This is a genomic window from Sphingobium nicotianae, from assembly GCF_018603885.1.
Lineage (GTDB): Bacteria > Pseudomonadota > Alphaproteobacteria > Sphingomonadales > Sphingomonadaceae > Sphingobium > Sphingobium nicotianae.
Genome location: NZ_JAHGAW010000001.1, coordinates 159,997 through 179,319, shown reverse-complemented (window position 1 = coordinate 179,319; position 19,323 = coordinate 159,997). Strand labels below are relative to the sequence as shown.

The 19,323-nt window shown below is 64.0% G+C and carries 20 protein-coding genes; all 20 read right to left on the bottom strand.

The genetic code is table 11. From position 1 onward, the window contains the following. Entirely contained in the window at positions 1 to 1,650 is a 1,650-nt protein-coding gene (locus tag KK488_RS00890; protein WP_214621249.1) for a ribonuclease J, read from the bottom strand. Then, positions 1,647 to 2,435, bottom strand: a complete 789-nt coding sequence (locus KK488_RS00885; protein WP_214621248.1) for a type III pantothenate kinase — start codon at positions 2,433 to 2,435, stop codon at positions 1,647 to 1,649. The genes KK488_RS00890 and KK488_RS00885 overlap by 4 nt, the downstream gene beginning before the upstream one ends. 24 nt (positions 2,436 to 2,459) lie before the next feature. Further along, the gene (locus KK488_RS00880) at positions 2,460 to 3,182 is read right to left on the bottom strand and encodes a biotin--[acetyl-CoA-carboxylase] ligase (protein ID WP_214621247.1); all 723 of its coding nucleotides are present in this window, start codon (positions 3,180 to 3,182) and stop codon (positions 2,460 to 2,462) included. A 122-nt stretch (positions 3,183 to 3,304) separates the two neighbouring features. Continuing rightward, positions 3,305 to 4,744, bottom strand: a complete 1,440-nt coding sequence (nuoN, locus tag KK488_RS00875; RefSeq protein ID WP_214621601.1) for an NADH-quinone oxidoreductase subunit NuoN — start codon at positions 4,742 to 4,744, stop codon at positions 3,305 to 3,307. Next, the gene (locus KK488_RS00870; RefSeq protein WP_214621246.1) at positions 4,741 to 6,303 is read right to left on the bottom strand and encodes an NADH-quinone oxidoreductase subunit M; all 1,563 of its coding nucleotides are present in this window, start codon (positions 6,301 to 6,303) and stop codon (positions 4,741 to 4,743) included. Before KK488_RS00870 ends, nuoN begins: the two co-directional genes overlap by 4 nt. After that, on the bottom strand, positions 6,300 to 8,381 hold the full coding sequence (gene nuoL, locus KK488_RS00865) for an NADH-quinone oxidoreductase subunit L (RefSeq protein WP_214621245.1): 2,082 nt from the start codon (positions 8,379 to 8,381) through the stop codon (positions 6,300 to 6,302). Before nuoL ends, KK488_RS00870 begins: the two co-directional genes overlap by 4 nt. Before the next feature lie 9 nt (positions 8,382 to 8,390). Continuing rightward, on the bottom strand, positions 8,391 to 8,696 hold the full coding sequence (nuoK, locus tag KK488_RS00860; RefSeq protein ID WP_214621244.1) for an NADH-quinone oxidoreductase subunit NuoK: 306 nt from the start codon (positions 8,694 to 8,696) through the stop codon (positions 8,391 to 8,393). A 157-nt stretch (positions 8,697 to 8,853) separates the two neighbouring features. Next, a complete protein-coding gene (locus tag KK488_RS00855) occupies positions 8,854 to 9,465 on the bottom strand; it encodes an NADH-quinone oxidoreductase subunit J (RefSeq protein ID WP_214621243.1) in 612 nt (203 codons plus the stop codon). A 36-nt stretch (positions 9,466 to 9,501) separates the two neighbouring features. Continuing rightward, the gene (gene nuoI, locus KK488_RS00850; protein WP_214621242.1) at positions 9,502 to 9,984 is read right to left on the bottom strand and encodes an NADH-quinone oxidoreductase subunit NuoI; all 483 of its coding nucleotides are present in this window, start codon (positions 9,982 to 9,984) and stop codon (positions 9,502 to 9,504) included. Beyond that, positions 9,981 to 11,045, bottom strand: coding sequence for an NADH-quinone oxidoreductase subunit NuoH (gene nuoH / locus KK488_RS00845; RefSeq protein WP_214621241.1), 1,065 nt, complete (start codon positions 11,043 to 11,045; stop codon positions 9,981 to 9,983). The genes nuoI and nuoH overlap by 4 nt, the downstream gene beginning before the upstream one ends. Beyond that, the gene (gene nuoG, locus KK488_RS00840) at positions 11,042 to 13,081 is read right to left on the bottom strand and encodes an NADH-quinone oxidoreductase subunit NuoG (RefSeq protein ID WP_214621240.1); all 2,040 of its coding nucleotides are present in this window, start codon (positions 13,079 to 13,081) and stop codon (positions 11,042 to 11,044) included. Before nuoG ends, nuoH begins: the two co-directional genes overlap by 4 nt. Then, complete coding sequence (locus KK488_RS00835; RefSeq protein ID WP_214621239.1) at positions 13,081 to 13,404, bottom strand: hypothetical protein; 324 nt, start codon at positions 13,402 to 13,404, stop codon at positions 13,081 to 13,083. The genes nuoG and KK488_RS00835 overlap by 1 nt, the downstream gene beginning before the upstream one ends. Further along, positions 13,401 to 14,750, bottom strand: coding sequence for an NADH-quinone oxidoreductase subunit NuoF (gene nuoF, locus KK488_RS00830; RefSeq protein WP_214621238.1), 1,350 nt, complete (start codon positions 14,748 to 14,750; stop codon positions 13,401 to 13,403). The genes KK488_RS00835 and nuoF overlap by 4 nt, the downstream gene beginning before the upstream one ends. After that, the gene (locus KK488_RS00825; RefSeq protein ID WP_214621237.1) at positions 14,750 to 15,418 is read right to left on the bottom strand and encodes a complex I 24 kDa subunit family protein; all 669 of its coding nucleotides are present in this window, start codon (positions 15,416 to 15,418) and stop codon (positions 14,750 to 14,752) included. Before KK488_RS00825 ends, nuoF begins: the two co-directional genes overlap by 1 nt. Continuing rightward, positions 15,411 to 15,617 carry a hypothetical protein gene (locus KK488_RS00820; RefSeq protein ID WP_214621236.1) on the bottom strand — a complete coding sequence of 69 codons (207 nt, stop codon included), beginning with the start codon at positions 15,615 to 15,617 and terminating at the stop codon, positions 15,411 to 15,413. The genes KK488_RS00825 and KK488_RS00820 overlap by 8 nt, the downstream gene beginning before the upstream one ends. After that, positions 15,614 to 15,976: a nuclear transport factor 2 family protein gene (locus tag KK488_RS00815; RefSeq protein WP_250889961.1), complete on the bottom strand. Its 363-nt coding sequence runs from the start codon at positions 15,974 to 15,976 to the stop codon at positions 15,614 to 15,616. Before KK488_RS00815 ends, KK488_RS00820 begins: the two co-directional genes overlap by 4 nt. Before the next feature lie 114 nt (positions 15,977 to 16,090). Further along, positions 16,091 to 17,326 carry an NADH-quinone oxidoreductase subunit D gene (locus KK488_RS00810; RefSeq protein ID WP_250889960.1) on the bottom strand — a complete coding sequence of 412 codons (1,236 nt, stop codon included), beginning with the start codon at positions 17,324 to 17,326 and terminating at the stop codon, positions 16,091 to 16,093. Beyond that, positions 17,326 to 18,240, bottom strand: a complete 915-nt coding sequence (locus tag KK488_RS00805; protein WP_214621234.1) for an NADH-quinone oxidoreductase subunit C — start codon at positions 18,238 to 18,240, stop codon at positions 17,326 to 17,328. The genes KK488_RS00810 and KK488_RS00805 overlap by 1 nt, the downstream gene beginning before the upstream one ends. Positions 18,241 to 18,250: 10 nt before the next feature. Continuing rightward, entirely contained in the window at positions 18,251 to 18,817 is a 567-nt protein-coding gene (locus tag KK488_RS00800; RefSeq protein ID WP_432653823.1) for a NuoB/complex I 20 kDa subunit family protein, read from the bottom strand. After that, positions 18,808 to 19,182: an NADH-quinone oxidoreductase subunit A gene (locus KK488_RS00795; protein ID WP_214621233.1), complete on the bottom strand. Its 375-nt coding sequence runs from the start codon at positions 19,180 to 19,182 to the stop codon at positions 18,808 to 18,810. Before KK488_RS00795 ends, KK488_RS00800 begins: the two co-directional genes overlap by 10 nt. Positions 19,183 to 19,323 lie beyond the last annotated feature (141 nt).

Sequence of the window (19,323 nt, the reverse complement as noted above, 5' to 3'; positions counted from 1 at the left end):
TCAGCCGACCTGGACGATCGTCACGTCGACGATCGGCTTCTTGCCGGTCCATTCAACCGCCACGCGGCGCACGCCGATGCGGATCGCCTCCCGCAGAGCCTCGAGGTCGCTGCCCTTGCGGGCGCTTTTCTTCACGACGTCGGCGAGCGCTTGCGCTGCCTGCTCCAGGAACTGATCGCGATCCTCCTCGATCGGCACGCCCTGCAGGCGGATTTCCGGCGCGCCGACCAGCTTGCCCGATCCGCCGATCGCGAGGCCCACGCTGAGATGGCCATTGAGCAGCAATTTGCGGCGCTCGTTCATCGTCGCGCCGTCGGCAGGCAGGATGACATCGCCATCCAGCACGAGCCGGCCGGCACGCACTTCACTGAGCTTGACCGGCCCGTCCGGCGCGATGCGGATGACATCACCGTTCATCTGGACGATGCTCTTCTCGATACCATGCTCCGCGCCGAGCCGCGCCTGCTCGGCCATGTGGCGGCGCTCGCCATGGACGGGAATCAGCATTTCCGGGCGGATCCAGTCATACATGGCGGCCAGCTCCGGGCGTCCCGGATGGCCCGAGACGTGAATATGCGCCTGGCTCTCGGTGATCATCTCCACGTCCTTGCCCGCCAGCGCATTCTGGATGCGGCCAATCGCAATCTCGTTGCCGGGGATCTTGCGCGAGGAGAAGATCACCGTGTCACCGCCGTCGAGCTTGATCGGATGCTGGTCGGTCGCGATGCGCGCGAGGGCCGCGCGCGGCTCGCCCTGTCCGCCCGTCGCAATGATCATTGCTTCGTTGGCCGGCACCGCCATGATCCCGTCGAAATCCAGCAGCGGCGGAAAATTCTGCAGATAGCCGCAGCTCTTGGCGACGGCGATGATGCGGTCGAGCGAGCGGCCCGCGACGCAAAGCTTGCGCCCGGTCAGGCGCGCGACATTGGCGAGCGTCTGCAAGCGCGCGGCATTGCTGGCAAAGGTGGTGACGACAACGCGGCCCTTGGCGTTTGAGACGGAGGTGAGCAGATCGGCCTGCACGGAGGCTTCCGATCCGCTCGGCTCCTTGTTGAACACGTTGGTGCTGTCGCAGACCAGCGCCAGCACGCCTTGGTCGCCAATCGCGCGCAGTTCCTCGGCTGTAGTGGGCACGCCGATCTGCGGCTCCTCGTCCAACTTCCAGTCGCCGGTGTGGAAGATGCGGCCGAACGGCGTCTCGATCAGCAGCGCATTGCCTTCGGGAATCGAATGGGCGAGCGGGAAATAGCGGAAGCCGAACGGGCCGAGCTGGAACGCCTCGTCCTCGCCGATAATGTTAAGCTCGATCTGCTCCTCCAGCCCCTCCTCGGCAAGCTTGCCCTTCAGCAGCCCGGCCGTGAACGGCGTCGCGTAGAGAGGGACGCCCAGATCGGCCGCGAGATACGGCACGGCGCCGATATGATCCTCATGGCCGTGGGTCAGCACGATGCCGAGCAGGTCTTCGGCATGCTCTTCGATGAAGGCCGTGTCCGGCATGATGAGATCGATGCCGGGCGACATGGCGTCGCCGAAGGTGACGCCGAGGTCGACCATCACCCATTTGCCGCGACATCCATAGAGGTTGAGATTCATGCCGATCTCGCCCGAGCCGCCCAGGGCAAGGAAAAGCAGCTCGTCACCGGGTGTCATGTGGTCTTCAGGCTCCGCTCGTAGAGGATGGCGAGGCCGGTCAGGGTCAAATCTGGCACGATCGCGTCGAAAAGGTCGGTCTTCTCATCAAATAGCACGGCAAGCCCCCCCGTGGCGATCACCTTTGCGGGGCGGCCGATTTCCTTGCGCATGCGGCCGACGAGCCCTTCCATCATCGCGACATAGCCCCAGAAGACGCCGATCAGCATCTGGTCCTCCGTGGTGCGGCCGATGACCGAGCCATTGCCCGAGGGAGCCTCGATCGCGATGCGGGGCAGTTTGGCGGTATTGCTGACCAATGCATCGAGCGAGAGATTGATGCCGGGCGCGATGATGCCGCCCTTATAGGCCCCGTTATAGTCGATATGATCGAAGGTGGTCGCGGTGCCGAAATCGATGACGATGAGATCGCCATCATAGGCCGCATGAGCGGCGATGGCATTGACCGCGCGGTCCGCGCCCAATGTCTCGGGCATCGGCACGTCGACGTTGATATGCCACTGGACCGGCGGGCGCCCGGCGATCAGTGGCGTGACTTTGAAATATTTCTGGGCCAGCACTTCGAGATTGTGAAGCGCGCGGGGAACCACCGTCGAGATGATCACAGCGGTCACATCCGCCATGGTCAACCCTTCCAGCGACAGGAGCTGGTTGGTCCATACGGCATATTCGTCGCCCGTGCGGCGCGGATCGGTCGCGATGCGCCAGCGGGCGCGGATCGTGCGGTCCGTGTCGACGAGCGCGAAGACGACATTGGTGTTGCCGGCGTCGATGGCGAGCAGCATGGCGTTATTCCTACAGGCGAGGCGTCAAAGGATTCCGACGTCGCCGCTGTGAACCAGACTCTCCGTGCCGTCGTCGTGGCCCAGGATCAAGGCTCCATCCGGATCGAGGCCGAGAAAATGGCCGGTCTGTGGCCGATCGGTCCCGGTCGAGACGGTCAGACGCGTGCCGACGGGGTGGGCGCGGGGCAGCCAGGCCTTGGTGATGGCAGAGGTGCCGCCCGCGCGCCAGAGGGCGAGCCAATGATCGACGGCGGGAACCAGTGCTTCAAGCACATGCCGCGCGGTCATGCCGGAGCCACCGGGCAGATCAGCGAGCGCGATGGTCGGCCGGTCGGAGAGCATGGGCGCCTGCGTGACATTGATGCCGACGCCCGCGACGATGCAGTCCCCTTCCCGCTCCAGCAGCATGCCGGAGAGCTTGGCCGGGCCGCACATGACATCGTTCGGCCATTTGAGATGCAGCGCAGCAGCGGGCAATAGATTGGACAGAGCGGCATGGACGGCGACACCCAGCATCAGGCCAAGGCCGGTGACGGGCGGATCCCCCGGCCGCAGCCCGATCAATGTCGAGGCGTAGAGATTGCCGTCCGGGCTACGCCATTCGCGACCGAGGCGGCCTCGCCCCGCCGTCTGGCGCTCGGCGCGGAGCCAGTCGCCTTCCGGCCAGTTGGCGGCCTGGGCACGCAAATCGGCATTGGTGGAGCCGGTCTCCGGGACGAGATGAATGCGGCTATAGGGCGCTGTCATCCGCTGCTCCTATTCCCGTTCGCCCTGAGCTTGTCGAAGGACTCCCCGTCCTCTCGACGTCGCTAAAGAAAAGAACGGTCCTTCGACGAGCTCAGGGCGAACGGTGAAAATATGAGCTGGTTTCAGAACAAAGATGCCGCCGCCGCAGCGCTCGCCGAGCCGAGCAGCGGATTCAGCAGATAGCCCAGCACGATGACGGCGGCACACAGCGTCATGATGCCATAATCGATCGGGCTGCGCGCTTCCGCGAAGCCCTCGGCCGGCGCATCGAAGTAGATCGTCTTGACGATCCTGAGATAATAGAAAGCACCGATCACCGACGAGGCGATACCGATCGCGGCGAGACCCGTCATGCCCTCGGCCACAGCGGCGTCGAACACCAGGAACTTCGCCCAGAAGCCGAACAGCGGCGGGATGCCCGCAAGGCTGAACATGAAGATGGCGAAGGCGGCTGCCAGGCCCGGCCGCGTCTGCGACAGGCCCGCCAGGCTGGCGATGCTCTCGACCGGCTTGCCGTCCTTGTCGCGCATCTGGAGGACGCAGACGAAGCTGCCGATCGTCATCACCACATAGATGGCGAGATAAGACAGGACGGCGGCGACGCCCTCTGCGGTTCCCGGCGCCAGGCCGATCAGCGCGAAGCCGATATTGTTGATCGAGGAATAAGCCAGCAGCCGCTTGATGTTCGGCTGGTTGATCGCCGCGACCGCGCCGAGCAGGATCGAGGCCAGCGCCATGAAGATGATGATCTGTTGCCAGCTGTGGCCCGCCGTGCCGAGCGCGACGATCGCGACGCGCGTGGTGAGGCCGAGCGCCGCCACCTTGGGCGCGCTGGCGAAGAAAGCGGTGACCGGTGTCGGTGCGCCTTCATAGACGTCCGGCGTCCACATGTGGAACGGCACGGCGCTGATCTTGAAGGCCAGCCCCGAGAGGATGAAGACGAGGCCGAACAACTCGCCCGCGCCCAGGCCATCCTTCAGCGCCACGGCGACACCGGCAAACTGAGTCGTCCCGGCAAAGCCGTAGAGCAGCGACATGCCGTAAAGCAGGATGCCCGAGGCCAGTGCGCCGAGGACGAAATATTTGAGGCCGGCTTCTGCCGAGCGCACATCCTTGCGCATGAAGCTTGCCAGCACATAGGCCGCGAGGCTGTTCAGCTCAAGGCCGACATAGAGCGTCAGAAAGTCGATCGCCGAGACCATCATCGACATGCCGACGCAGGCGAACAGGATGAGGATCGGATATTCGGCGCGCAGGCCCCCTTCCCCATCGAAGAAGCGCGGGGCGACGAGGATGCAGGCAGCGGCGGCGGCGAAGATCAGCGCCTTGGCGAAGGCGGAGAAGGCGTCGGCGCTGTAGAGACCGTCGAAGATCGGGCCACCGGCGTGGACGGCGGGGCAGGCAAGCGTGGCGCCCGCCAGCGCCAGCGATGCGACCGACAGCCAGCTGACAATGCGCGCCGCGGCGTCACCGGCATAGGCCGCGACCATCATGAGCACGAGGCCCGCGACGGTCAGGAGGATCTCGGGCAGGACCGAGACGAGGACCGCGGTATCCATCAGTGCGACTCCCCGCCCGCTGCCGGGCCATGTTCTGTTTCCTCATGCGCCGCGGGCGCGACTTTGCCCATGACGAGCTTGGCGTCGCCTTCCGGCTTCGCCCGCTCGGTGCGCGCGACGAGGCTGGCGACATTGCCGCGGATCGGCGCCAGGAAGCTCTCCGGATAGATGCCCATCCACAGCACCGCGAGCGCGATCGGCACCAGCAGGAACAGCTCGCGCACCGACAGGTCGGGCATGGCGCGGACATCATCCTTGGTCAGATCGCCGAAGACGACCCGGCGATAAAGATAGAGCATATAGGCCGCGCCCAGGATGATGCCGGTCGTGCAGACCAGCGCGACCCAGCTCGACGCCTGATAGACGCCCATCAGGCTCAGCAGCTCGCCGACGAAGTTCGACGTGCCAGGCAGGCCGACCGAGGCCATGGTGAAGAGCATGAACAGCAGCGCGTAACGCGGCATGTTGATGGCGAGGCCGCCGTAGCGATCAATCTCGCGCGTATGCAGCCGATCATAGATGACGCCGACGCACAGGAAGAGCGCGCCAGCGACAAGGCCATGGCCGAGCATGACCATCATCGCACCCTCGATGCCCTGCTGGTTGAAGGCGAAGAGGCCGACCGTGACGATGCCCATATGCGCGACCGAGGAATAGGCGATCAGCTTCTTCATGTCCTGCTGCACCAGCGCGACGAGGCTGGTGTAGACGACCGCGACCATCGACAAGCCGAAGATCAGCCAGGCGAAATGCGCGGACGCCTCGGGGAACATCGGCAGCGAGAAGCGAATGAAACCGTAGCCGCCCATTTTGAGCAGCACGCCCGCCAGGATCACCGAGCCGGCGGTCGGCGCCTGCACGTGCGCGTCGGGCAGCCAGGTGTGGACCGGCCACATCGGCATCTTGACCGCAAAGCTCGCGAAGAAGGCCAGCCAGAGCCAGTTCTGGATCGCCGGATCGAAATCGAAGGCCATCAGCGTCGGGATGTAGGTCGAGCCCGCCGCGCGCGTCATCCACAGCATCGCGATCAGCATCAGCACCGAGCCGAGCAAGGTGTAGAGGAAGAATTTGTAGCTCGCGTAGATGCGGTCCGCCCCGCCCCAGATGCCGATGATGAGATACATCGGGATGAGGCCGGCTTCGAAGAAAATGTAGAAGAGATAGATGTCCTGCGCCGCGAAGACGCCGATCATCAGCGTCTCCATGAACAGGAAGGCGGCCATATATTCGCCGACCCGCTTCTCGATCGCTTCCCAGCTCGCGCCGATGCAGATCGGCATCAGGAAAACGGTGAGCGCTATCAGGGTGAGCGCGATGCCGTCTATGCCCAGCGCATACGAGAAGCGGCCGAACAGCCCGGCATGCATCTCCTGGAACTGCCATTCCGGCGCGCCCGCGCTCATGTCAAAGTGCAGCCAGAGGTAGATGCCTAGGACGAGGTCGATCAGCGTCGCGCCGAGCGCGATCCAGCGCGCCGCCTGCGCCTCCATGTAGAGACAGGCGAGCGCGCCGATCATCGGCACGAGGAGCATCAGGGAGAGGATGGGAAAGCTCTGGGTCATTTCGGCATGATCGCCCATGTTGCGGCCGCCGCGAGGCCGATCAGCATCACCAGCGCATAGGAATAGAGATAGCCCGATTGCAAAGCCCGGGTGACCCGGCCGCTGGCGACGACCAGCGAGGCGAGACCATTGGGGCCGAAGCGATCGATCGTGCCCTGATCGCCGCCCTTCCAGAAGAGCCGGCCGAGCGCGAAGGCGGGGCGCACGAAGATCAGGTCATACAGCTCGTCGATATACCATTTGTGGAGCAGGAAATCGTAGAGCAGGTAGAACTGCGCCGAGACCTTGGCCGGCCAGTCGGTGTTCTTGATGTAGCAGAGCCAGGCGATGATGAGGCCGAGCGCCATCACCGTGAACGGCGACCATTTCACCCAGAGCGGCACGCCGTGCGAGGCATGCATCAGATGCTCGTTGAAGAAGAGCGTGCTGGCTTCCCAGAAATGCGCCCCGCCTTCCGGATCGACGAAGGCATGGTGGAAGGCGAAGCCGCCCAGCACCGCGCCGACGCTCAGCAGGATGAGCGGGATCAGCATGACCCACGGGCTCTCATGCGGATGATAGCCGGCCGTGCCCTCGGCGGCGTGGCCGTGATGCGCGTCGTGGCCGTGCGCGTCATGACTATGGGCGTGCGTGTCCTCGTGACCAGCGTCTTCCGCATCCGGATGATCGTCATGATCGCCGTGGACGGCATGCTGGATATGCTCGCTCGCGGCCCAGCGCGGCTTGCCCCAGAAGGTCAGGAACATCAGGCGCCAGCTATAGAAGCTGGTCAGCAGCGCGGCGAGCACGCCGACATAGAAGGCGCCGGTACCATGGCCGCCCGCTGCGAACGCGCTCTCGAGGATCGCGTCCTTGGAAAAGAAGCCGGCAAAGCCGATCTGCGTGCCGGGAATGCCGACGCCGGTGATGGCGAGCGTGCCGAGCAGCATGGTCGTGAACGTGATCGGGATCTTCTTATAGAGCCCGCCGTAGTAACGCATGTCCTGCTCATGGTGCATCGCGTGAATGACCGAACCGGCGCCGAGGAACAACAGCGCCTTGAAGAAGGCGTGGGTCAGCAGGTGGAACATCGCCGCGCCATAGGCGCCGACACCCGCCGCGAAGAACATGTAGCCGAGCTGCGAACAGGTCGAATAAGCGATGACGCGCTTGATGTCGTTCTGCACCGTGCCGATCGTCGCGGCGAAGATGCAGGTCGCGGCGCCGACGATGGTGACGACCGACATGGCGACATGGCTCGTCTCGAACAGCGGCGAAAGGCGGCAGACCATGAACACGCCCGCCGTGACCATGGTCGCGGCGTGGATGAGGGCGGAGACCGGCGTCGGGCCTTCCATCGCGTCCGGAAGCCAGGTGTGCAAGCCAAGCTGGGCCGACTTGCCGCAGGCACCGATGAACAGCAGCAGGCAGAGCACCGTCATCGTGTCGAAGCGGGCGCCAAGGAACCCGATGGTCGAGCCGGCCATGGCAGGCGCCGCGGCGAGAATGTCCGGGATCGAGATGGTGTCGAACACCAGATAGATACCGAAAATACCCATCATGAAGCCCAGATCGCCGACGCGGTTGACCACGAACGCCTTGATCGCGGCGGCGCAGGCAGAGGGCTTTTTGAACCAGAAACCGATCAGCAGATAGGATGCGAGACCGACACCTTCCCACCCGAAGAAGAGCTGCAGCAGGTTGTTGGCCGTCACCAGCATCAACATCGCAAAGGTGAACAGGCTGAGATAGGCGAAGAAGCGCGGCTGATCCGGGTCCTCGTCCATATAGCCCCAGCTATAGAGATGGACGAGCGCCGAGACGCTGGTGATCACCACCAGCATGGTCGCGGTCAGCGTGTCGACCCGCAGCGCCCAGCTCACGTCCAGCGTGCCGGACTTCACCCAGGTGAAGATGGGCTCGACGATCTGCTCGCCATGGCCGCCCAGGAACTGCAGGAAGATCGGCCAGGAGAGCGCGCAGGACAGGAACAGGGCGCCGGTCGTGATGACTTTCGCCGGCACATTGCCGATCATGCGATTGCCGAGCCCGGCGATAATCGCGGCGAGCAGCGGGCCGAAGACGATGATGGAGATCATGGCGCCGGCTCAGCCCTTCATCCGGTTGACGTCGTCGACGGCGATGGTGCCGCGCGCACGGAAATAGATGACGAGGATCGCAAGACCGATCGCCGCTTCACCAGCGGCAACGGTCAACACGAACATGGCGAAGACCTGCCCGACCAGATCGCCCAGATAGGCGCTGAACGCGACGAGATTGATGTTCACCGCGAGCAGGATCAGCTCGATCGACATCAGGATGATGATGACGTTCTTGCGGTTGATGATGATCCCGAGCACGCCGAGCGCGAACAGGATCGCGCCGACGACGAGATAATGCGCGAGGCCGATCATGCGAATGCCTCCCCTAAATCCGTTCGTTTCGAGCTGAGGTTCGAGCTTGTCGAGAACCGGAGTCGAGAAAGGCAGCGTAGCGCCGAATTCTCGACAGCCGTCTCGCCTTCGCTCGACGGCCGCTCGAACCGAACGGCTTTTTCTTGAGTGGAGAACGTCACAGCTCCACTCCCTGCCCGACTGGCTGATCAATATTGCGGACGGCCTCGTCCGGGCGGCGGCGGTTCTGCCGGTCGATATTCTGCGGGCGGGTGCCGCCGCGCGCACGGTGCGTCAGCACGATCGCGCCGATCATCGCGACCAGCAGGATCAGACCCGCCGCCTCGAACAGGAAGATGTAGCGCGTGTAGAGCAGCTGCCCGATCGCCTCGATGTTCGGCGTCGCGTCCGGCAGCCTGGCGGCGCGCTGGCCGAGATTGATCGCGCCCGCCTTCCAGGCGCCGACGCCGAGCACCAGCTCGACCAGCAGCACCACGGCAATGGCGCCGCCGAGCGGGAAATAGCTGACGAACCCGGCGCGAAGCTGCGCGAAGTCAATGTCGAGCATCATGACGACGAACAGGAACAGCACCGCGACCGCGCCGACATAGACGATGACCAGCAGCATCGCGACGAACTCGGCCGAGAGCAGCACCATGAGGCCCGCCGCATTGAAGAAGGCGAGGATCAGCCAGAGCACACTGTGCACGGGATTGCGCGCAAAGATCACCATGGCCCCGGAGGCCACGACGATCGTCGCGAACAGATAGAAGGCGAGAACTTGAATCACCGGACGGTCGTCCCCCTGGTCCCTTGGGCTTGGCGCTTAACGGTAGGGGGCGTCGGCGGCAAGGTTTGCCGCGATTGCCCGCTCCCATTTGTCGCCATTGGCGAGCAGCTTGGTCTTGTCGTAGATGAGTTCCTCGCGCGTTTCCGTCGCGAACTCGAAATTCGGGCCTTCCACGATCGCGTCGACCGGGCAGGCTTCCTGGCAGAAGCCGCAATAGATGCACTTCACCATGTCGATGTCGTAGCGGGTCGTGCGGCGGCTGCCGTCGTCGCGCGGCTGCGCCTCGATGGTGATCGCCTGCGCCGGGCAGATCGCCTCGCACAGCTTGCAGGCGATGCAGCGTTCCTCACCATTGGGATAGCGACGCAGCGCATGCTCGCCCCGGAAGCGCGGCGAGATCGGGTTCTTCTCGTAGGGATAGTTGATGGTCGCCTTGGGCTTGAAGAAATATTTCAAGGTCAGCCAATGGGCTTTGACGAATTCCCAGAGCGTGAAGCTTTTGATCCAATGTGCGATCACGAGACGCCTCCATAGCGCGTCAGCATCAGGAAGCCGGACACGAGAAACACGAAGAAGAGCGACAGCGGCAGGAAGATCTTCCAACCAAGCCGCATCAGCTGGTCATAGCGATAGCGCGGCACCGTCGCCTTCACCCAGCTGAACACGAAGAAGAAAATCAGAATCTTGATGAAGAGCCAGACAATGCCTGGCACATAATAGAGGAGCCAGAAGTCGACCGGCGGCAGATAGCCACCCCAGAAGAGCAACGCGTTGAGCGTGCACATCAGCAGCACATTGGCATATTCGCCGAGCCAGAAGAGCGCGAAGCTCATCGACGAATATTCGGTCTGATAGCCGGCGACGAGCTCGGACTCCGCTTCGGTTAGGTCGAAGGGCGCGCGCGCCGTCTCGGCCATGGCTGAGATGAGGAACACGATCGACATCGGGAACAGCAGCGGATTGAACACATTGCCGTTCAGCCCGAAACCGCCGAGCCAGCCCGCATAATAGCCCTTCTGGGTCATCACGATCGCGGTCAGGTTGAAGCTGCCGGCCCAGAGCACGACGCAGACCAGCACGAAGCCGATCGAGACTTCATAGCTGATCATCTGCGCCGAGGCGCGCATCGCCGAGAAGAAGGGATATTTCGAGTTGGACGCCCAGCCCGAGATGATCACGCCATAGACGCCGATCGAGCTGATCGCGAGAATGTAGAGAAGCCCGACATTGATGTCCGCGAGCACCAGGCCGGCGTCGAACGGGATCACCGCCCAGGCCATCAGCGCGACGGTGAAGGTGATGATCGGCGCGAGCAGGAACAGGCCCTTGTTGGCCGCGCTCGGAATGATCGTCTCCTGCAGGAAGACCTTGAGACCGTCCGCGAAGGACTGGAGCAGACCGAGCGGACCGACGACGTTCGGGCCACGGCGCAGCGCCATGGCGGCCCAGATCTTGCGATCCGCATAGATGATCATCGCGACGGCGAGCATCAGCGGCAGCGCGATCAGCAGGATATAGACCAGATGCGCGACGAACCAGCCAAAGCCGAGACCGAGATAGGATTGGACCCAGCTTGTCATTCCGCAGCCTCCGCGAAATCCTGGCCGTGGATGATCTCGGCCGAGCAGCGCTGCATCGTCGGGCTGGCCCGGCAGATCGCGTTGGTGAGGTAAAAGTCCTTGATCGGCGAGGGAATTTCCCCCGCCTTGGGCTTGGCAGCGAGCTTAGGCGCCATCCATCCGAAGTCAACCAGCCCTTCCTCGGCCAGCGCGGGCACGGCAGCATACATGGCCGCGCGCAGTGCCTCGAAGCTGTCGAACGGCAGCGTCTTGCCGAGCACATCGGACAGCGCGCGCAAAATCGTCCAGTCCTCGCGGGCGTCACCGGGTGCGAACACGGCCTTGTCGCCGCGCTGCACGCGCCCTTCGGTGTTCACATAGGTGCCGGCCTTCTCGGTATAGGCTGCGCCGGGCAGGATCACGTCGGCGGCGTGCGCGCCCTTGTCGCCATGATGGCCGACATAGACCTTGAAGCTCTGCCCGAAGAGATCGAACGGCACATCGTCCGCGCCCATCAGGAAGAGCAGCCTGGGATTGGCCGCCGCCATCGCCTTGACACCGCCCTCGGTCGCAAAGCCGAGCATCAGCCCGCCCATACGCGCGGCGGCCATATGCACCACATTGAAGCCGTTCCAGCCCTGTCCTGAGCCTGTCGAAGCGGCATCCTTGATCAGGCCGAGTGTCTCGACCGCCGCCAGCGCGGTGCCCTGTGCACCCTCGATCCCGAGTGCCCCGCCGCCCATGATCAGCGCCGGGCGATGCGCGCTCCTGAACGCATCGACGACCTCGCCGGGCAGCTTTGCGAGCAACGCCGCATCATCGCCGAGTTCCGTGATCGGATAGGTCTGGTCGATCGCCGGACCGATATTCCAGACCTTCGCGCCCTTCTTGATCGCCTTGCGGATGCGCGTGTTGATCAGTGGCGCTTCCCAGCGCAGGTTCGTGCCGACGAGCAGGATCGCGTCCGCTGTCTCGATCCCGTTGAAGGTCGAGTTGAAGTTCACCGCCGAGAGGCTTGACGTGTCGTAGAAGAGGCCGGACTGGCGTCCTTCCAGCATCGTGCCGCCGAGCGCATGGACCAGCTCGCGCGCGGCGAACATCGTCTCGCAGTCGAGCTGATCACCGGCAATCGCCGCGACCGATCCGGCCGCACCCTTGGCGGCCCTGGCGATCGCCGCGAAGGCCTCGTCCCAGGTCGCCGCGACCAGCTTGCCGCCCTTGCGCAGATAGGGCTTGTCGAGCCGCTTGCGCACGAGGCCGTCGACCGCGTGGCGTGTCTTGTCGCTCGCCCATTCCTCGTTCACGTCGTCATTGATGCGCGGCACGACGCGCAGCACCTGGCGGCCGCGGCTGTCGACGCGGATATTGGTGCCGACCGCGTCCATGACATCGATCGCCAGCGTCTTCCTGAGCTCCCAGGGCCGCGCCTCGAAGGCATAAGGCTTGGAAGTGAGCGCGCCGACCGGGCAGAGATCGACCACATTGCCCGACAGCTCGCTCTTGGCGGCATGTTCGAGATAGGTGGTGATCTGCATATTCTCGCCGCGGCCGATCGCGCCGATCTCCGGCACGCCGGCGACTTCCTCGGCGAAGCGCACGCAGCGGGTGCACTGGATGCAACGGGTCATCACCGTCTTGACGACGGGCCCCATATATTTCTCGGTCACCGCGCGCTTATGTTCGTGATAGCGGCTCGCGCCCCGGCCATAAGCGACGCTCTGGTCCTGCAGATCGCACTCGCCACCCTGATCGCAGATCGGGCAATCGAGCGGATGGTTGATCAGCAGGAACTCCATCACGCCCTCGCGGGCCTTCTTCACCATCTCGCTGTTGGTGAAGATTTCCTGATTGTCGGCAGCGGGCAGCGCGCAACTCGCCTGCGGCTTGGGCGGCCCGGGCTTCACCTCGACCAGGCACATGCGGCAATTGCCGGCGATCGACAGGCGCTCATGATAGCAGAAGCGTGGGATTTCCTTGCCCGCCAGCTCGCACGCCTGAAGCACGGTGGCGCCAGCGGGAACCTCGATCTCGATACCGTCTACTTTGAGTTTGGGCATTATCCGTTCCCCGCCGGAAGGGTTGGCGCGTCGAGACGATAGGCGACCTGGGCCGGCGCTGGGGCGCGACGCGGCGTTTCGGCCTGCACCTTCTCGTCCACCGTGGGACAGCGCAGCAGCGCATCGATGACGGCCTCCAGCTCGCGCGCCTCTTCTGTTTCGGACTTCTGCTTCTGCTGAAGCGTCCTGACGTTACCGGAAGCACGACCCACCACGCAGAGCGATGGCGCCTCGCTCATACCGGGCGCAGGCGCAGCAGGTTCACTGGCGAACACCGTTGCGGGCATCATCCCGGTGAGGAAGAATAGGGTAAGACGCTTCACTCCGCCGCCTCCATAATGGGTGCGGCGCCACCGCGCGCCGCGATGCGACGCTCGATCTCCGGCCGGAAATGGCGGATGAGACCCTGGATCGGCCAGGCGGCCGCGTCGCCCAGGGCGCAGATGGTGTGGCCCTCGACCTGCTTGGTGAGCTGGAACAGCGTGTCGATCTCCTCGACTGCCGCCTCGCCCGTCACCAGGCGCTCCATGACGCGCCACATCCAGCCCGTGCCTTCGCGGCACGGCGTGCACTGGCCGCAACTCTCATGCTTGTAGAAATAGCTGAGGCGGGCGATCGCCCGGACGATGTCGGTCGACTTGTCCATGACGATGACCGCCGCCGTGCCGAGACCCGAGCCAAGCGCGCGCAGGCCGTCAAAGTCCATCGGCGCGTCCATCATCTCGGCGGCCGGCACCAAAGGCACCGAGGAGCCGCCGGGGATCACCGCCAGCAGATTGTCCCATCCGCCGCGAATGCCGCCGCAATGGCGCTCGATCAGCTCCCGAAACGGGATCGACATCGATTCCTCGACCACGCAGGGCCGGTTCACATGCCCGCTGATCTGGAACAGCTTGGTGCCGCGATTATTCTCGCGCCCGAAGCCCGCGAACCAGGCCGCGCTGCGCCGCAGGATCGTCGGTGCGACGGCGATGCTCTCGACATTGTTGACCGTGGTCGGGCAGCCATACAGGCCCGCGCCGGCCGGGAATGGCGGCTTGAGGCGCGGCTGACCCTTCTTGCCTTCCAGGCTCTCGATCATCGCCGTCTCTTCGCCGCAGATATAAGCGCCGGCGCCGCGATGGACGAACACGTCGAAATCATAACCCGACTTGCAGGCATTCTTGCCGATCAGGCCGGCCTCATAGGCCTCCTTGACCGCTGCCTCCAGCACGCGGGCTTCGAGGATATATTCGCCGCGCACATAGATGTAGGCGGCGCGCGCGCGCATCGCGAAGCCGGCGACCAGCGCCCCCTCGATCAGCTTGTGCGGATCGTGGCGGAGAATCTCGCGGTCCTTGCAGCTGCCCGGCTCGGATTCGTCGGCATTGATGACGAGGAAGCTCGGTCGACCATCGCGGCTTTCCTTGGGCATGAAGCTCCACTTCATGCCGGTCGGGAAACCGGCGCCGCCGCGGCCGCGCAAGCCCGACGCCTTGATCTCGTCGATGATCTTGTCCTGGCCGAGCGCCAGCAGATCCTTGGTCTTGTCCCAGTCGCCGCGCTTCTGGGCGGCGGCGAGGGTCCATGGCTGATAGCCATAGACGTTGGTGAAGATCCGGTCCTTGTCCTCAAGGGGGCCCACGAAGGGCGGCGGAGGCGGTGGCGCGGCAGGCGTTTCGTCAGCCATTACCATTCCCCCCGATAATCGTGATTTTCGCCGACCATCGCGGCGAGATTGGTCGGCTCGCCCAGCGGCTCGACCGTGTGGCGGCCCGGCTCCTGCGTGCCGACCTTGGGCTGGCGACCGGCGGCGAGCTCGTCGAGAATGAAATCCAGACGCTCGGGCGTCAGATCCTCGTAATTATCGTCGTTGATCTGGACCATCGGCGCGGATGAGCAATTGCCCATGCACTCGACCTCGGTCAGCGTGAACAGGCCGTCCGGCGTGGTCGCGCCCTTCTTCATGCCGCGCTTGTAGCAGGCGCCGAGAATATCATCCGATCCGCGCAGCATGCAGGGCGTCGTGCCGCAGACCTGCACGTGGAAACGACCGACCGGCGCCATGTTGTACATGGTGTAGAAGGTCACGACCTCATAAGCGCGCATGTAGGGCATATCGAGCATGGCGGCGACATATTCGATCACGGGGACCGGCAGCCAGCCTTGCGTGTTCGTCTCGACGCCGACTTGGCGCTGGGCGAGATCGAGCAGGCCCATGACCGCGCTCGCCTGACGCCCCTCGGGATAATGCGAGATCAGTTCTTTCGCGCGGGCCATATTGGCCTCGGTGAAGGCAAAATTGCCCCACTGCGCGCGAACTTCCGCTTCGTCTGGAATCTGAGGTGCGTCAGCCATTCTTGATTGCCTCTTCGGACTTTTTCAGTCCGCGGAACTGATAATATGCACTGGCCAAATTCAGACCGATGAGCATTACAAGGAATATGCCAAGAACCGGGCCCATTTCGCCACCAGAGGTTCCAGAATACCAACGTTCCGCTAAACATCCCATCGAGGCTGCCGCCGTCAGCGCTCTCGCTTGATCGAGCTTACTCACCGGATAAACTCCACCCGCGACACCTTGTCGCCCTCGAATGTGTAGATCGACATGACCTCGAACTTGTCGCCGTCCGGCGCGCGCGCGACCTTCTCGTGCAGCATGACGGTCTCGCCCAGGCACCAGCTGCCGACGATGTCGGCCCGGTTCTGCGGGAACTGCGCGAACATGGCCTTGAGCCCGGCGCGCGTGCCTTCCTTGCCCTCGCGGATGACGGCGCCCCGATAGCTCGCCTCGCAGGCATCGTCGGTCATGAACGCGACATAGGCGTCGGCGTCCTGTTCGTTGTAGACCTCGATCATTCGCGTCGTGATCGCGATGCGCTCGTCGGCGGAGAGGAGGATGGCGGCGTCAGGCATTCTTCCGAACCTCATGCTGACGGCCTTCATCAGTGGTAACTGCGCCGGTCATCGCGCCAAGAATGACGTGTAGCCAGCCCGGCATCCTGCGCCCCAAACGAAGAAACCACATCATCACCGGTCACACTCCCCAAACACGATATCCATCGCGCCCAAGACGGCGGTGGTGTCGGCGAGCATGTGGCCCTTCATCATGAAGTCCATCGCCTGCAGGTGCGAAAAGGCCGTCGGGCGGATCTTGCAACGATAGGGCTTGTTGGTGCCGTCGCTCACCAGATAAACGCCGAACTCGCCCTTGGGGCTCTCCGTGGCGACATAGACCTCGCCGGCGGGCACGTGGAAGCCCTCGGTATAGAGCTTGAAGTGGTGGATCAGCGCTTCCATCGAGCGCTTCATCTCGCCGCGCTTCGGCGGGACGACCTTGCGGTCGAGCGAAGCGATCGGCCCTTCCGGCATTTCGCTCAGGCACTGCTTCATGATCCGCATCGACTGGCGCACTTCCTCGACACGCACCATGAAGCGATCATAGCAGTCGAAATTGGTGCCGACGGGAATGTCGAAGTCCATGCGGTCATAGACGTCGTAGGGTTGCGCCTTGCGGATGTCCCACGGGATGCCCGAGCCGCGCAGCATCGGGCCGGAGAAGCCCCACTTCAGCGCATCCTCCTTCGAGCAGACCGCGATGTCGACATTGCGCTGCTTGAAGATGCGGTTGTCGGCCACCAGGCTGATCGCATCCTCGAACAGGGTCGGCATGCGCTTGTCGAGCCAGTCGCCAATGTCGGTGAGCAGCTTGAGCGGCACGTCCTGATGCACGCCGCCGGGCCGGAAATAGGCCGAGTGCATGCGCGCGCCCGAGGCCCGCTCGAAGAAGTTGAGGCAATCCTCGCGAATCTCGAACAGCCACAGGTTCGGCGTCATCGCGCCGACATCCATGACGTGCGAGCCGAGGTTGAGCATGTGATTGCAGATGCGGGTCAACTCGGCGAAGAAGACGCGCAGATATTGCGCGCGGATCGGCACCTCGAGGTTCAGCAGCTTCTCGATCGCCAGCACATAGCTATGCTCCATGCCGAGCGGCGAGCAATAATCGAGGCGATCGAAGTAAGGCAGCGCCTGGAGATAGGTCTTGTACTCGATCAGCTTCTCGGTGCCGCGATGCAGCAGGCCGACATGCGGATCGCAGCGCTCGACGATCTCGCCGTCCAGCTCCATGACGAGCCGCAGCACACCGTGCGCGGCCGGATGCTGCGGGCCGAAGTTGATCGTGTAGTTCTGGATCGCCGTATCGCCATATTCGGGATCGGCCGCGTCGGTCAGATGATCGAGCTTATCGAGATAGTCGGACATCAGGCCTCACCCTTGGGCTTGCGCACACGCGGCGCCTTCGGCTTGACCGGCGTTGCCGGTTCGTCACCCGTGGCGGCCTTCGTGCGCGAGCGGCGCACAGGCGCCTTAGTCGCCCCGGCCGGCAGCGCATCTTGAGGCGGCGAACGATCGGCTGCGTCAGTGTTGGCCGGTTCGCCGGCACCGGTCTGCGATGGCTTCTCCGTCGTCTTGGGCACTGGCGCGTTGGCGGGCGTCGCTGCGACGGGAGACGGCGGAGGTGGCGGCGCGGGCACAGGCGTCGGCGCGCCGGGCGCCTCGCCATGCGCCTTCTCGTCGCCGGGCAGCACATATTGCGCGCCTTCCCACGGGCTCATGAAATCGAAGCTGCGGAAGTCCTGCGCCAGCTTCACCGGCTCATAGACGACGCGCTTCTGCTCCTCGGAGTAGCGCAGCTCGACATAGCCGGTGAGCGGAAAGTCCTTGCGGAACGGATGGCCCTTGAAGCCATAATCGGTGAGGATGCGGCGCAGGTCGGTATTGCCGGCGAACAGCACGCCATACATGTCGAACACTTCGCGCTCGAGCCAGCCCGCGACCGGCCAGAGATGCGTGACGGTCGGGACCGCATTGTCCTCATCCGTGCGCACCTTGACGCGCAGGCGGTGGTTCTTGGTCACCGAGAGCAGATGGTAGCAGACCTCGAAACGCTCGGCCCGCTCGGGATAATCGACCCCGGCAATCTCCATGAGCTGCTGATAGGCGAAGCGGTCGCGCAGCGTCTCCATCACATCAGCGAGCGCCTCGCGCGCGACACCGACCGACAGCTCGCCATGCTGATCCTTGATCGCATAGACGGCGTCGCCGAGCGCAGACCTGAGCGCATCGGCCAGGCCTTCGATCGGCTTGATCCTGGGGGCTGGACTAAGGTCGCTCACCGCTCGCCCCTCATCTCTCAATCGTCCCGACCCGGCGGATCTTCCGCTGGAGCTGCATGATGCCGTAGAGCAACGCCTCGGCGGTCGGCGGGCAGCCCGGCACATAGATGTCGACCGGCACGATCCGGTCGCAGCCGCGCACGACGCTGTAGCTATAGTGATAATAGCCGCCGCCATTGGCGCAGCTACCCATCGAGATGACGTATTTCGGCTCCGACATCTGGTCGTAGACCTTGCGGAGCGCCGGGGCCATCTTGTTGCAGAGCGTGCCCGCGACGATCATCACGTCGCTCTGGCGCGGCGAGGCGCGCGGCGCGGCGCCGAACCGCTCCATGTCATAGCGCGGCATGTTGACGTGGATCATCTCGACCGCGCAGCAGGCCAGGCCGAAGGTCATCCACCACAGCGAGCCGGTGCGCGCCCAGGTGAACAGATCCTCGGTCGACGTGACGAGGAAGCCCTTGTCGCTGACTTCGCTCGACAACGACTTGAAGAATTCCGGATCGGGCTGCGTCGCGGGCGGAACGCCGATCAGCGGCGCACCCAGCGTTCCCGGCCGTTCAAGCTCTACTCCCAATCGAGGGCTCCCTTTTTCCACGCATAGACGAGGCCGAGCACCAGCTCGAAGATGAAGACCATCATCGTCGTCCAACCGGCCCAACCGATCTCGGCCAGGCTCACCGACCAGGGATAGAGGAAGGCCGCTTCGAGATCGAAGATGATGAAAAGGATGGCGACGAGATAGAAGCGCACGTCAAACTGGCTGCGCGGATCCTCGAAGGCCGGGAAACCGCACTCATATTCGCTGAGCTTCTCGGGATCGGGCTTGTGCGCGCCGGTCAGGCGGCCCACCAGCATCGGCAGGAAGACGAAGGCGCTCGAAAGACCCAGCGCGACTGCCAGAAACAGCAGGATCGGCAGATATTGCGACAGATCGACCACGTGAATCCCCTGGGCGAATATGGCCCTTTCGCGCGGCTTTAGGACCGCTGCACCTGCGAGGCAAGCCTCCGGAGACGTGAGAATGACTCGCAACAAGAAGCGCCAGGATGAGCCGTGCAAAAGCGGTTTCGAGACGTGCGG